The sequence below is a fragment of the Streptomyces sp. NPDC002888 genome, from assembly GCF_042888465.1.
In the GTDB taxonomy this organism is placed as follows: Bacteria; Actinomycetota; Actinomycetes; order Streptomycetales; family Streptomycetaceae; genus Streptomyces.
On record NZ_JBIAPU010000002.1, the window covers coordinates 183,633 to 196,452 of the forward strand.

Annotated in this window: 14 protein-coding genes; 7 read left to right on the top strand and 7 right to left on the bottom strand. The window is 70.1% G+C overall.

The features are described from left to right. Positions 1 to 427: 427 nt before the first annotated feature. Positions 428 to 1,774 (top strand): hypothetical protein, encoded by a 1,347-nt coding sequence (locus tag ACFYWX_RS03790; RefSeq protein ID WP_389422332.1) that lies wholly within the window; start codon positions 428 to 430, stop codon positions 1,772 to 1,774. 459 nt (positions 1,775 to 2,233) lie between these two features. On the opposite strand, the gene ACFYWX_RS03795 is transcribed toward ACFYWX_RS03790, so the two are convergent. Both ACFYWX_RS03795 and ACFYWX_RS03800 read right to left on the bottom strand, forming a co-directional pair. Then, a complete protein-coding gene (locus ACFYWX_RS03795) occupies positions 2,234 to 2,893 on the bottom strand; it encodes a response regulator (RefSeq protein ID WP_389422333.1) in 660 nt (219 codons plus the stop codon). Beyond that, positions 2,872 to 3,132 (bottom strand): sensor histidine kinase, encoded by a 261-nt coding sequence (locus ACFYWX_RS03800; RefSeq protein WP_389422334.1) that lies wholly within the window; start codon positions 3,130 to 3,132, stop codon positions 2,872 to 2,874. The genes ACFYWX_RS03795 and ACFYWX_RS03800 overlap by 22 nt, the downstream gene beginning before the upstream one ends. Positions 3,133 to 3,264: 132 nt before the next feature. Between ACFYWX_RS03800 and ACFYWX_RS03805 the strand changes: the two genes are divergently transcribed. Beyond that, positions 3,265 to 4,137 (top strand): FtsX-like permease family protein, encoded by an 873-nt coding sequence (locus ACFYWX_RS03805; protein WP_389422335.1) that lies wholly within the window; start codon positions 3,265 to 3,267, stop codon positions 4,135 to 4,137. 197 nt (positions 4,138 to 4,334) lie between these two features. Here the strand turns inward: ACFYWX_RS03805 and ACFYWX_RS03810 are convergent, their stop codons facing one another. Beyond that, positions 4,335 to 4,601: a hypothetical protein gene (locus ACFYWX_RS03810; RefSeq protein ID WP_389422336.1), complete on the bottom strand. Its 267-nt coding sequence runs from the start codon at positions 4,599 to 4,601 to the stop codon at positions 4,335 to 4,337. Positions 4,602 to 4,828: 227 nt separating this feature from the next. Here ACFYWX_RS03810 and ACFYWX_RS03815 point away from each other — a divergent pair, with 227 nt between their 5' ends. Continuing rightward, positions 4,829 to 5,359 carry a DUF2182 domain-containing protein gene (locus ACFYWX_RS03815; RefSeq protein WP_389422337.1) on the top strand — a complete coding sequence of 177 codons (531 nt, stop codon included), beginning with the start codon at positions 4,829 to 4,831 and terminating at the stop codon, positions 5,357 to 5,359. A 157-nt stretch (positions 5,360 to 5,516) separates the two neighbouring features. After that, positions 5,517 to 6,251, top strand: coding sequence for a DUF899 domain-containing protein (locus tag ACFYWX_RS03820; RefSeq protein WP_389422338.1), 735 nt, complete (start codon positions 5,517 to 5,519; stop codon positions 6,249 to 6,251). Between the two features lie 17 nt (positions 6,252 to 6,268). On the opposite strand, the gene ACFYWX_RS03825 is transcribed toward ACFYWX_RS03820, so the two are convergent. Together ACFYWX_RS03825 and ACFYWX_RS03830 are read right to left on the bottom strand one after the other, a co-directional pair. Further along, a complete protein-coding gene (locus tag ACFYWX_RS03825; protein WP_389422339.1) occupies positions 6,269 to 7,042 on the bottom strand; it encodes a polysaccharide deacetylase family protein in 774 nt (257 codons plus the stop codon). A 216-nt stretch (positions 7,043 to 7,258) separates the two neighbouring features. Beyond that, positions 7,259 to 7,804 carry a DUF4232 domain-containing protein gene (locus ACFYWX_RS03830; RefSeq protein ID WP_389422340.1) on the bottom strand — a complete coding sequence of 182 codons (546 nt, stop codon included), beginning with the start codon at positions 7,802 to 7,804 and terminating at the stop codon, positions 7,259 to 7,261. A 245-nt stretch (positions 7,805 to 8,049) separates the two neighbouring features. On the opposite strand from ACFYWX_RS03830, the gene ACFYWX_RS03835 reads away from it, so the two are divergent. Continuing rightward, positions 8,050 to 9,405 carry a helix-turn-helix domain-containing protein gene (locus tag ACFYWX_RS03835; protein ID WP_389422341.1) on the top strand — a complete coding sequence of 452 codons (1,356 nt, stop codon included), beginning with the start codon at positions 8,050 to 8,052 and terminating at the stop codon, positions 9,403 to 9,405. 39 nt (positions 9,406 to 9,444) lie between these two features. On the opposite strand, the gene ACFYWX_RS03840 is transcribed toward ACFYWX_RS03835, so the two are convergent. Continuing rightward, entirely contained in the window at positions 9,445 to 10,779 is a 1,335-nt protein-coding gene (locus ACFYWX_RS03840; protein WP_389422342.1) for an alpha/beta hydrolase, read from the bottom strand. A 67-nt stretch (positions 10,780 to 10,846) separates the two neighbouring features. Between ACFYWX_RS03840 and ACFYWX_RS03845 the strand changes: the two genes are divergently transcribed. Continuing rightward, positions 10,847 to 11,464 (top strand): TetR-like C-terminal domain-containing protein, encoded by a 618-nt coding sequence (locus ACFYWX_RS03845; protein WP_389422343.1) that lies wholly within the window; start codon positions 10,847 to 10,849, stop codon positions 11,462 to 11,464. A gap of 148 nt (positions 11,465 to 11,612) precedes the next feature. Here ACFYWX_RS03845 and ACFYWX_RS03850 read toward each other — a convergent pair whose 3' ends face one another. Next, positions 11,613 to 12,203 (bottom strand): TetR/AcrR family transcriptional regulator, encoded by a 591-nt coding sequence (locus ACFYWX_RS03850; RefSeq protein WP_389422344.1) that lies wholly within the window; start codon positions 12,201 to 12,203, stop codon positions 11,613 to 11,615. A gap of 91 nt (positions 12,204 to 12,294) precedes the next feature. On the opposite strand from ACFYWX_RS03850, the gene ACFYWX_RS03855 reads away from it, so the two are divergent. Further along, positions 12,295 to 12,741, top strand: a complete 447-nt coding sequence (locus ACFYWX_RS03855; RefSeq protein WP_389422345.1) for an anthrone oxygenase family protein — start codon at positions 12,295 to 12,297, stop codon at positions 12,739 to 12,741. Positions 12,742 to 12,820: the final 79 nt, after the last annotated feature.

Below are 12,820 nucleotides of genomic sequence, written 5' to 3' on the forward strand. Positions count from 1 at the left end.
ACTGGTGTCGACGGTAGCACGCCGTGATCGACCCTGCGCGGTGAACAATTCCGTGCCGTCTGCGGCCTCGGGAATATTCCTTGTGTGCCGCGTCGATTTCTCACTTCGCAAAGACAGATATTGCTCTCCCGGTCCGCAGTGTTGCCGTCGAGCTTTTCCGGTCGCAGCCCTGTGACCTCCTTCGACGCTTGTACGCGGCTGCCGTCGTCACCGGCGGAGGCGATGCCGGCGAACGCGCCAAGACCCCGCGAGCGAGACGAAGGCCACATGAGGGGCTTCCGGCCGCCTACGCGAGTGATCAAGAAAACGGTAAGAACCACGCGTCACGCGCCCCTCACCTACAACCCTTCGTCTCCGCAGGTCGTCCAATTCGCGCCCGGTGCCGGTCACTGTGCCGGGGTCTCTTCTGTCCCATTTGGGGGATGTCATGAGTTCTGTCTCCGTCGGGCGTGTGCTGCGTCGCGGGGCATGTGCCGGAGCCGTGGGGGCGTTGGTCGTCGCCGGTCTCGGGAGTGGGGTCGCCTTCGCCGACGACGAGGCGCAGAGCGATCAGCTGTGGATCCAGGCGCCGTACGAGCAGACGGTCACTGTCGCTCCGGACGGCGGTGCGGCGCAGTACCGGTCGCTGGCGCTCGGCCTCTACCACGACAACGACAACTTCACCGTGGCCGACGGGCGGCTGACCGTCGACGTCTCCGGGCTCGCCGGGGTCGCCGACGTGGCCTGGCCCGACAACTGCACGCCGAACGATGCGGGCACCGTCGCCGTGTGCGATACCGGGGACGTGCCGACCCGCTACAGCGCGCAGGTGCAGCTGAAGGTGCGGGCCGCCGCCGGCGCCGTGGGAGCGCAGGGTGCGATCGAGTACTCCGCCGAGGCCACCGGCGGACCCGACGGCACGCTCACCGCCCCGGAGGGCTCCGCGGAGACCTTCGTCACCGTCGGCTCGGGCCCGGACCTCGGCATCAGCGCCCCGCAGGACGTCAGCGACGTCGCGCTCGGCACCAGCCTCACCGTGCCGTTCTCCGTCACCAACACCGGCAACGAGACCGCCCACGGCTTCAGCGTGAAGATGTGGGCGACGTACGGCCTCGACGTCACCACCCGCTACCCGCAGTGCACCTACACCGAGCCGGACCCCAACGGCGAGTACACGCCCATGACGGACGTGACCTGCTCCTTCGACACCGACGTCGCGCCCGGCGCCACCGTGGAGCTGCCGGAGCCGCTGCGGCTCGCCGTCACCGACCACGCGCTGTACGAGCGGTTCGACTACGAGGTCGAGCCCGGCGGCGACGCCACCGACCTCGACCGCTCGGACAACGGCCGCTCCTGGCACGTCAATGCCGACAACACCGCCGACTTCGCGGTGCACGGCACCAAGGTGAGCGGCGCGGCCGGCGACACCGTCACCGCCGGCTTCCGCTTCGTCAACCGCGGCCCGGCCTGGGTCGGCAACGTCGCCTCCGGCGACCCGGTCGCCGTGATCGACTACTACCTCCCGGAGGGCACCACCGCCACGTCCGTGCCCGACACCTGCCACACCGCCTGGACGTCCGGCGACGACCCGGCCATCGGCCACTACGCCTGCACCCTTCCGCTGTGGGCCAAGCCGGACCTGAAGGTCGGCTTCCCGTTCCAGCTGCGCATCGACCGGGTCGTCCCCGACGCGACGGGCCACGTCATCGCCCACCCTCACTCCGACACGTCCGGCACCTTCGACCCGAACACCAAGAACAACTCGGCCAAGGTCATCGTCAACCCGTCCGTCTGACAGCGGTCAGGGGTGCGCAGGAGAAGACCTGCTCGTCGACTGAGACGGGGGTGCGGGGGAGGCTGCGTCAGTCCTCCTCGGTGCCGGCGGTGCGGATGCGGCTTCCGCTGGATCGGACGATCGCAGTAGGCGGATTCAGACCTCAGTCGGGCAGTCCCCAGAAAGATCAGATCCATGACGTAGCCGCGCTCTTGGCCCGTCTGCTGCAGCCAGGTGTCGACGCAGTCGGTGGAGCAGAACAGGCGCTGGTTGGCGCAGGTGTGCACGACATCGTCCCAGGCCCGGTCCATGGGGGTGAGGAAATGGGCCACCTGGTCGCCCTGCGGGGGCGTGTCCCGGCCGACCACTCAGGCATCCCACCGCCCGCCGCCGGCCGAGTGATCACCCACGGAGACGCATATCGCCTGCTCGACGCGCACACGGTAGCTCCGTAAGGCCTGCAAAGCCCCTTTGAGGGGCTCAGGCGCGCAGATAGGCCAGTACCGCCAGGACGCGTCGGTGGTCGTCGGGGGCCGCCGGGGGAAGGTCGAGCTTCATGAGGATGCTCGCGATGTGCTTGGCGACGGCGGCCTCCGTGACGACGAGCCGACGGGCGATCGCCGCGTTGGAGCGGCCCTCGGCCATGAGGGCGAGGACCTCGCGTTCGCGCGGGGTGAGCCGGTCGATCGGGTCGCGGCGGCGGGCGAGCAACTGGCGTACGACCTCGGGGTCGACGACCGTCGCTCCGGCGGCGACACGGGTGACGGCGTCGGCGAACTCCTCCACGTCGCCGATGCGTTCCTTGAGCAGGTAGCCCATTCCGGTACTGCCTCGGCGGTCGTCCAGGAGTTCCTCGGCGAAGGTCTGCTCCACGTACTGGCTGAGGACGAGGACCGCAAGTCCGGGTTGCTCGGACTGGAGCAGGCGGGCCGTGCGCAGCCCCTCGTCCGTCTGGCCGGGCGGCATACGGACGTCGGTGATCACCAGGTCCGGCCGGTGTTCCCGGGCGGCGGCGAGGAGAGAGGGGCCGTCGCCCACGCCGGCGATGACCTGGTGGCCGAAGCGCTGGAGCAGATGGACGAGACCTTCGCGCAGGAGGACCGCGTCCTCCGCGATCACTATGCGGAGGGACTGCCGCACGGGATCTCCGCTCTCAGGAGGGTGGGCCCGCCGTGCGGGCTGGACAGGAGCATTCTGCCGTCGGCGGCGGCGATCCGGTCGGCGAGGCCGACGAGGCCCGTACCGCGCGCGGGGTCGGCGTCGCCGGAGCCGTTGTCCACGATGTCGAGGCGGAGCACGCCGTCCCGGCAGCGGGCGGTGACGCGGCAGCGGTCGGCACCGCTGTGCCGGGCGATGTTGGTGAGCGCCTCGGCGGTCACGAAGTACGCCGTCTGCTCGACGGCGGCCGGCAGCCGGCCGGACAGGTCGATGTCCAGGTCCGCCGGGATCGGGCAGCGCCCGGCGATGTCCCTTACGGCGGCGGGCAGTCCACGTTCGGTCAGGATCTGCGGATGGATGCCACGGATCAGTTCACCTCCGCCACCGTCGCCCCGGTGCTGGCGACCGTCGCTTTCGCCGTACTGATCACCAGCGCCGTTCAGACCACCCAGAGCGCCGACACCGCCCGGCAGGCCGCGGCCGTACGGGCCGAGGCGGCGGTCGTGCCACGGGGGACACCGGGCCTGTCGGACGCCGTGGTCTCCCGGGTCGAGGGCGTGGCGCTGCTGTCGACGACCGTCTACGGCGGTGACGGCAAGGTGGCCTTGTCCGCGGCGGGGGTGGCGCCCGGTTTCGAGCAGGTGTACGCCGCGAAGGCGCCCCGCGCGAACACCGCCGTCGTCACCGCCGCGGTTGCCGCCGCGCACGGCTGGCAGGAAGGCCGTACCGCTGACCTCACCTTCGGGGACGGCCGTACGCGACGCTTCCGCGTGACCTCCGTGGTGGACGACTCGATGCCGTACCAGGTCTTCCTCCCCCGTGACCCGGTACGCGCCCACGACCCGTCGGCACTGGCCGACATCGCCTTCCGCACGACCCCCGGCCCCACGCGGATCCCTTCGCAACTCCGCGCCGACGAGACCTCGGTGGCGGCGTACGCGGCCTCGGACGACGCCGAGGAGGACCGGCTGGTACGGCTCTTCACCCTGATCCTGGTCGCCGTGTCGGCGGGCTACACCGCGATCGCCGTCGCCTCCACACTGCTGACGGCCACCGCGGGCCGCGTGCAGGACTTCCGCGTCCTGCGCCTTTCCGGTGCGACACCGCGCCAGATCCTGCTGACCCTCGCGGCGGAGACGTGCTGCCTCGTCACCCTGGGCGCCGCCCTCGGCCTGGCGGTGGCCGCCCCCGCCCTGTTCGGCACGGTCCACGGCCTGCGCGAATAACTGGGCGTGCCGGTGGAGTTGTCGGTGGCCTGGCCCTGGCTCGCGGGCGCGGTGACCGGCTGCCTGCTCCTCGGCACGACGGCCACCGTCCTCCCGGCCCGCACCGCTCTCCGTCGGCCAGTGCGTTCACGTTCAATTCATTGCAACGAGTGAGGGCCGGAGTTGTTGCATTGGATTCAAGGCCATTGCAACGGCCCTCACTTTGTCCGTCGTGAATGCCGGTTCGGGCGTCGACGCAGAGTAAAGACGCAGGCAATCATGCCGAGGCCCCAGGCGATCAGAAGGGCACCCCACAGCGGCATGGTCACCTCCGGGATGAGAAGGCGGATCTCGACGCTCTGGCGGTTCTCGAAGATGAAGATCAGAGCGATCGCGGTGATCACAGCGAACGGTGCGAGGCGGCGGACGCCGGGGCGGGAAAAGAACGGCGTGTGGGCCTTGTGGTCTGTGCTGGTCTCTGCCATGAAGTGTCTCTCCCTCATGCGCCCCTGAACCCAGGGTCCTCTTTCACCACGCGACGCGCCAACGAGAAGGGATGCGCGGGGGCGGCGGCTCCTCGTGCCGAGGCGCCCGACCGGCCGCTTCCCGGCCTCCGGTTTTGAGACCACCGATTCTGTGATCTGCTGGTCTTCGGGGTGCACTGCGCTTCTCGCCGCGTTCCGCAGCTGCGAGCATCCTTGCGAGGCACGCCATGCCGCATCTCCGGCTCGCCCCTCCGGTGCCCACCCGGCCCGGGGTCCTCCTGCCGAGGCGCGATCTGGCCCTGGGCTGGACCTTCCTCACGGCGATCGCCGCCCTGGCGTGGCTGCTCACCGTCGCCCGGTCCCATGACATCCAGTCCCATGACATGGGGATGGAGCCCGCAACGATGAGCCTGGCGCTCCCGCTCTTCCTTCTCCTGTGGGTGGTCATGACGGCGGCGATGATGCTGCCGTCGCTGGCGCCCGTCGCCCTGACCTGGGTACAGGCGATCCGCCGGAACGCCACGGGCCGCGCCCGCTCCCTGCGCGTCGCCGAGTTCGTCGGCGGCTACCTGCTCGCCTGGGCCGGGTTCGGGCTGCTGGCCCTACGGGGTGCTGGCCGCGACCGGACGTCTGGTCGACAGCCACCCCGACGCGGGCCGCTGGATCGGCGCGACCGCGTTCCTGCTCGCGGGACTGCAGCAGCTCGGGCCGCTGAAACGGGTCTGCCTGCGGGCTGGATACCTCGCACTGTCTCGTGAGGCGAGGCTCCTCGCCCGGTCGAGGGCCCGCCGCCGCGCGCGTAGCGTGGGACACGAGGCCGGCCCGGCACGTCGGTGCAGGCAACTGTCGGCAGCCGCTGCAGGCGACCGCCCGTCGCGAGGCGGTGTTCCGCTCCCACACCAGGAGGGAATGGCAATGCCCGAGCACAGAGTCGGCACGCAAGAGCAATTCGAGGCAGCCCGACAGGAGCTCCTCGCGGAGGAGAAGGCGCTCACCCGACGCAGCGACGAGCTCGCGCGGAAGCGGCGGGAGCTGCCCTGGGTGCCGGTCGAGAAGGACTACGGCTTCGAGACCGAGAACGGCACCAGGGCGCTCGCGGACCTCTTCGACGGGTGTTCCCAGCTGCTCGTCTACCACTTCATGTTCGGCCCGCCGTACGAGGCCGGATGCCCGGTCTGCTCCTCGATCGCGGACAACCTCGACCCCAACGCGGTCCATCTCAGGGCCCGGGACGTGACGCTGATCTGCTCCTCGCGGGCACCGCTGGACAAGCTCCTCGCCTATCGGGAGCGGATGGGCTGGAGCTTCGGCTGGGTCTCCACGGTCGGCAGCGACTTCCACCGGGACCTCGGCTTCCTGTACACCGAGGACGAGCTGAGGCCGTTTCTCGAGGGCGACATCCCGCCGACCGTGAGCCAGATGGCCGAGGCGACGGGCACGGACGTACTCGGATACGTCACCGAAGGGCCCGGGCTGAGCGCCTACGCGCTCTACGACGACACCGTCTACCGGACGTACGTCACCACCGCGCGCGGCCTCGAGCCGGCCATGGCCTACTACGGCCTCCTCGACCGGACCTCGTCGGGCCGCCACGAGGAGGGCGAGCAGACTCACTGGCTGCGCCGCCACGACGAGTACGGGAAATCCTGAACGGCCTCCTCAGGGCTTCAGCGCACCGGGAAGCCGCAGGAGTAGCCCTGCTCCTTGAGCCAGGGGAGGATCCGGCGCAGGGCCTCGACGGTCTGGGAACGGTCGCCGCCCGCGTCGTGGAAGAGGAGCGTCGGCCCGTTCGGCAGCTCCCGCTCGACGGTGGCGACCATGGCGTCCGTGCCCGGCCGCTCGAAGTCCTTGGAGTCCACGTTCCAGCCCAGCGGGCGCATGCCCCGGGAAGCGGCCAGCTTGCGGCTGTAGGGGGTGAAGGCGCCGCCGGGCGCCCGGTAGTACATCGGCCGTACGCCCCCGGACGCCTCGGTGATCATGCGTTCGGCGTCGAGGATCTGCCGCGACTGGTAGGCCTGGGACTTCTTGTCCATGGTGGTGTCGTGCGACACCGAGTGGTCGCACAGCCGGTGCCCGGCCGCGACCACCTTCTTCACGAGGTCAGGGTGGGCCTGCGCCTGCGTCCCCACCATGCAGAACGTGGCCTTCACCCCGTACTCCCGCAGCACGTCGAGCACTTGGGGGGTCCACATGGGGTCGGGACCGTCGTCGATGGTGATGTTGACGCCGCGCGCTCCCTTGTCCGAGGCGTGCGCGATGGTCACCGCGACCGGCTTGGCGTTACTGCCCGGCTTGGCCGACGCGGTCGCCTTCGGCGACGAGCCGCCCACGTCACCGGCCTGCGCGGTCCACACCGAGGCACCTGCGGCGAGCATCGTCACCCCGAGCGCCGCCCCGACCACCTTGCCGTACCAGCCCCGCCCGCCACCGTGCCGTGCCATGTCCGCCCCGCTCTCACGCAGTTACTCGCCGATGCCCGGTCACCCTCCGACCACCTGGCAGGACGAGGGGCGGCGCCCACGGGATGCGTCCGTTACCGATCACGGACAATCCCGGGGGAGTTCGCGGACAACTCCATCTACGTGGAAGGGGTGGGCGCCCGTCGCGCCCACCCCTTCCACGGTCTTCCTCTGTCTGCTGAGTGGACGCCAGGGCGGCTACCAGGCGAGGGCGTCCGCCGGGTTGTCCTGCCAGTAGGTGACGACGGCGGCGCTGTTGAAGAAGACACCGCCGTTCGGCAGCTTCAGGGTCTTCTCCGCGCTGGTCGGGTTGGCGTTCCTGTCGGCGAAGATCACGCCCAGGGTCGTCTCGTTGCTGCCCCCTTCGCCGTCGGGGGAGAACGTCGTGATGCCCGCGTACGCGGACTGACCCGGCTCGAGCGTCACCACGGACTGCGGCGTGGTCTCCTCGGCCCACGGCAGGACGGCCTGGGCGTCGGCACCGGCCCTCAGGTGGGGGGCGTTGTAGGCGAAGCAGGGCTTGGTGCCCGTGTTGGTGGCCTTGAGCAGCAGGTGGTTGATCGGGCGGGTCGCCTCGGTGACGGTCAGCTTGGTGTTCGCCGTGGTGCAGGTGACGACCGAGGCCTCCTTCGTGGCGGCGGAGGCGGTCTGCCCGGCGGCCTGGATGCCGACGAGCGCGAGGGCGGCGGCGACGACCATGGAGGAGGCGGCTGTGCGGGAGACGAAACGGGTGGCGCTACGCATGAATGAACTGCTTTCTCTGAACGTCAGGCAAGAGTGGGCGCGCCGGAAGCGCGGGCCGTGCAAGCGGAGTTGAGCGGGGCCGATCACCGTGTCCGGCGAGGCGCCGTGCTTGGATGGCCCAAGCCTGTGCCATGCGGCGTCCCATCTGCCATTCCATCGGGAGTTTCGGGACGCTGGGATGCGCGAACCGGCTCTGACCTGGGGGAACGTGACCTTCGTGGGATGTCGAACGGAATGGAGTACTGGTGGGGGCGGCTGAGGAGATTGCTGATTTCGCGGCGCTGCTGCGCGAGTTGAAGCAGCGATCCGGGCTGAGTTACGAGGCGCTGGCGAAGCGGGCGCACATGAGCACCTCGACGCTGCACCGGTACTGCAAGGGGGATGGGGTGCCGGCCGACAACGCCGCCGTCTCGCGCTTCGGCCGGGTGTGCAGGGCGACTCCCGAGGAACTGGTCGAGTTACACCGGCGCTGGGTCCTGGCGGACGCGGCACGGGAACGCGCCCGGCGGGCAGACCAACCCCAGCCGGAGGCCGGGTCGGACACCGTGCCCCCGCCCGCACCCGCGCCGCCGACCGCGTCCGCGACTGCGCCCACATCCATGAGCGAGCCCGGGGACCCTCCCGGGGCCGTCGCCGAGCCGTCGCCAAAGGCGGTTGTCCTCGCTCGCCGCACGCCGACGCTCATCCGGACCGCCCGCAGGCGGTGGGCCCTGATCGCGGCGAGCACCGCCGTCGTCGTCGCCGTGTCCACCGCGCTCACGGTCGACCTGAAGGGCGGGGGGACGGACCTGGCGGACAGTGGCCGGCCGGCCGGCACCGTGCCTTCCTCCGGACAACAGTCCTCCGCCTCCTCCCCGACGCACCCATCGGCGTCCACGTCCCCCTCCGGGCGTCCGAGCCGCTCCCCGGCCCCCGGAACGTCCGACGCCAAGACGTCGGCACGCAGCACCGACTCGTCGGCGCACAGTCCTGACACGGGCCGCGCCGGCGATGCGGTGCCGCTCACGGTGAGCACCCGCACCTATGCCTGGGACGACCCGCAGTGCGAGGGGAAGTACCTGATCAACCGGCCTCCCAGCGAAGTCTCGCCGCCGGTGATGGGGCAGGACCTGCCGGGCTGGGTGAAGTCGCACGGCGCCATCGCCGCCGGCGCGCAGCGGGTGGCGCTGACCGTCCAGGGCACCGGGGACGAAACCGTCGTCATCGAGTCCCTGCACGTCCGTGTGGTCGACTCGAGCGCGCCCCCGGCCTGGAACGCATACCTGGGGTCGTCGGGCTGCGGCGGAGGCGTGGAGACGAGGTCGTTCGACACGGACCTCGACGCCGGCCACCCCACCATCGTGCCGAAGGCCGGTCAGCGCGGTGTCCCCTACAAGGTCAGCCAGTCCGATCCCGAGGTGCTGTACATCACCGCCCATGCCAGTGCCCACGATGTGCACTGGTACGTGGAGTTGCAGTGGTCCAGCGGCGGTCGTCAGGGAACCACACGGATCGACGACCACGGAAAACCGTTCCGCACCAGCGGCAGCCAGGGCCGTCCCCTCTATGAGTTCCTGGTCGGCGGCACCGAATGGTTCAGGGTGGCGGAGAACACCGGCTGAAGGTCTGAACCAGGCGGAGGATCACGGGCTGCAGGCTCTTCACTCGCGGGCGCGCAGGAAGGCGGGGATGTCGTCGCGGGTCGGGTAGTTCGGCACGGGTGCCGGCCTGTCCTGAAGGAACGCGGTGATGACGGCGGCGGCTCGGTCGTCGTTGTCGTCCAGACCGTTCCACATGTGGTGCCCGACTCCGGGCATGTACTGCGTGCGCTGGATGGCGGGGTCATCGGCAAGGATTGCGGTCGCCCATTGACGGACCTGGGAGGAGCACTCGGCGATCATCAGCATCGTGGGAGTCCGGGAGCGCCTCAGTTCCGGGGAGATGGAAGGTGAGTCCTGCACCGTCTGCTGGACGCGGAGGCTGGCGGCGGGGCTGAAGGAGAAGTTCTGTGCGGTGTCCTCGGTCGGGATGCGGTGCGCATCGCGGGCGCAGTAGGCGGATGCGGTGTCGCTGCCGAGGTCGGCGGCGGTGAATGCGTTGTCCCCTTCGGCCTGTCCGACCAGCCCGGTGTCGGGGGTGAGGAGCCCGAGCCGCATGAGGCCGAATGCGACGGCGTACCGGGGGACATGCGTCGACCGCGGTCCGGTCATCGCCGGCGCGAGGCCGCGCGCGGATGACCGACCCTTGTGCCCGGCGATCCGCGCAGTCGGGCCGTCCATGGGGCCGGGCTCGGCGATGATCGCCCGGTGCAGGCGTGCGGCGACACGCGGGTCCGCCAGGGCCCGGGTGAGCACGAGCGCCCCCGAGGAGAATCCGAGGATGTCGACCCTGCCCCTGCCCAGGCGGTCGATGAAGGCGCCGAGGTCACGCACCGACCTGGAGACCGTGTACTGGTCCATGGGAAGCAGGTCACTTCGTCCGCCGCCGGCCTGCTCGTAGGCGTAGACGTCGTAGCCCTGTCGCGCCAGAAGTTGCAGGAACCGGTGGTCGAGCGTCGAGATGCCGCGGACCGGTCCGCCGTTGAGGTACACGAACGGAACGGGGTGTCGGGCGCCGGTGTTCGCGGGCGGGTAGTGGTACACCGCGACCCGGCTGCCTGTGGCCAGGCTCCAGTGCTGCGTGGCCACGAACGGCAGGGCAGGCGGGTACTGCCGGGCCGTGGGCGCGGTCGGGATGCAGACCGACGCCGTCAACGCTGCCGCGACAACCACCGGCAGGAACGGCACGAGCCGCGCCGCCCGGGTACGACGCCGGCCCCGCCACAGTGCGGCGGCAGTCCCGATTCCAAGGGCCGTCAGCCATGCGCCGAGCCCCGAGCCTGCCCCGTCCGTGAGGACGATCGCAACGAGAAAGACGACGACCAGCGTCGCGACGGCGGCCAGGGTCAGCAGTAAGCGTCCGGTGAGGCGGGCAAGGCGTATGGCGAACGTGGGCATCGCGGACCTCCGAAGTTTCCAAACAACGTTTCAAAACGACGTTATCAAAGGAGGTAGGCTTTGTGTCATGGGTAGGCCCAGAACAAACGACGCGACCGTCAAAGTGCGACTCGTGGAGTGCGCGACCGAGCTGCTCGCCACCCGTCCGCAGGAGTCGGTCACAGTCCGCGCCGTGGCCACGGCCGCCGAGACATCAACGGCGGCGGTGTACTCCCTGTTCGGCGACAAGAAAGGACTGATCGGAGCGGTACGCGACAGAGCCGTCGCCAGCCTGTTCCAGGCCGTGACGGTGGTGCCGACCTCCGAGGATCCCCTCGCCGACATCTACGCACTGGCCGCCGCATACCGACGATGGGGACGCGAACACAGCCACCTGTACTCGGTGCTGTTCGGTGGGGTGCAATCCTTCAAGCCGTCAGGGGCGGTCGGTACCAGTGACCCTGTCCGGCCGCTCATCGCGGCGATCGATCGTGCCGTGGCAGAGTCCGTCCTCGACGGCGAAGCGACGGCGATCGCCGTCTCGGTCTGGGTGACTCTGCATGGGCTTGTGACACTCGAACTCGCCGGGGCCTTCGACGCCCCCACAGCGGAGACCGCATTCCGATCGACGATCCACGCCACGCTGCGCGGCTGGACCACCTCCGCGGTGTTCCGCAGCCTTCGACGCGACGAACCCGCCTCCTGACGGAGAGCGCGACCAGCCTCCAGACAGTTGAGAGATGCGTGATCCGGCGGTCGCCGTTGATGTGCTGGGTGCCTTGGTCGAAGGGTTGTCCCATCGGCGACCGTCCACCTCGACGAGGACGACGAGGGCACCGGCGAATGACGCGGCGTCAGGGCTTGTATCGGACCACGGCGAGCCGGTCCACCAGCAGCTCCACCCTCGGCTCGGCGTCCTCGGGCAGCAGGCGGCCCGCGCGGGTCAGGGTCGCCAGGCCGTGCAGGGACGCCCAGAACGTCTCGGTGAACAGCCCCGGGGCGACGCCGTCCCCGGCGACCTCGCCCAGGCTCTCCAGCAGGGCGGCGAAGGCGTCCTTGAGAGGTTCCGGGGTGTCCTCCTGCGCGTACGCCAGGCCGCCGTCGAGCTGGAACAGGGCGTCGTAGACCGCCGGGTGGCGTGCGGCGAAGTCGAGGTAGGTACGGGCGAGCGCGGCGACCCGGGCGCGCGGGCCGTCCGCGGCGGAGGTCGCGGCCCGCACCGCTGTGGCCAGTTCGGCGGCGCCCTCCAGGGCGACGGCGCCGATGATCTCGCGTTTGCCGCGGAAGTGGCTGTAGAGGACGGGCTGGCTGTATTCGATGCGCTCGGCGAGCCGGCGGGTGGTGACTGCGTCCCAGCCCTGCTGCTCGGCGAGTTCGCGGGCTGTCGCCACGATGAGGCGCTCGCGCTCCGCCCGTTCGCGCTGCTTGCGTTCCTGTACCGACATGATTCGATCCTAGCACCGCTAGACAACCGAGCGGCAGTAGTACTAGCGTTGCCTCATCGCCTAGCAACGCTAGATTCCCGAAGGGGTCATCATGCTCGATGCACTTGAGGTCGTCACCACCGTGGTCGTCGGCGTGATGGTGGGGGTGGAGTTCTCCGTCGTCTTCGTCATGAACCGGATCCTCAACGCACTCCCCGAGGACAGTGGCCAACTCGGCCATGCGCACGGGGGCCGGATGCTCGGTGCCGTGATGCCGTTCTGGTACATCGGCTCGCTCGTCCTGAGCGCGGCCTGGGCCATCGCCGGATGGCACCACCCCGGCGCCGGCCTCGTCGTCACCGCCGCCGCGCTGCTGATCCTCAGCGTGATCATGTCGATTCTGCTGCTCGTCCCGATCAACAACCGGAACAAGACGTGGACCCCTGACAACCGGCCCGCCGACTGGAAGCAGCAGCTGAACCGCTGGGAACGCTTCCACTACGTCCGCGTCGCCGTCATCATCGCCGCCTTCACCCTGCTGGTCGCCGCCCTCACCTGATACCAAAGGCGCCCCGACAGCACTGATTCGCACCGTTGTATCGACAGCTTTCGCCCCGTCGGGGTGAGCCCGACAGGGC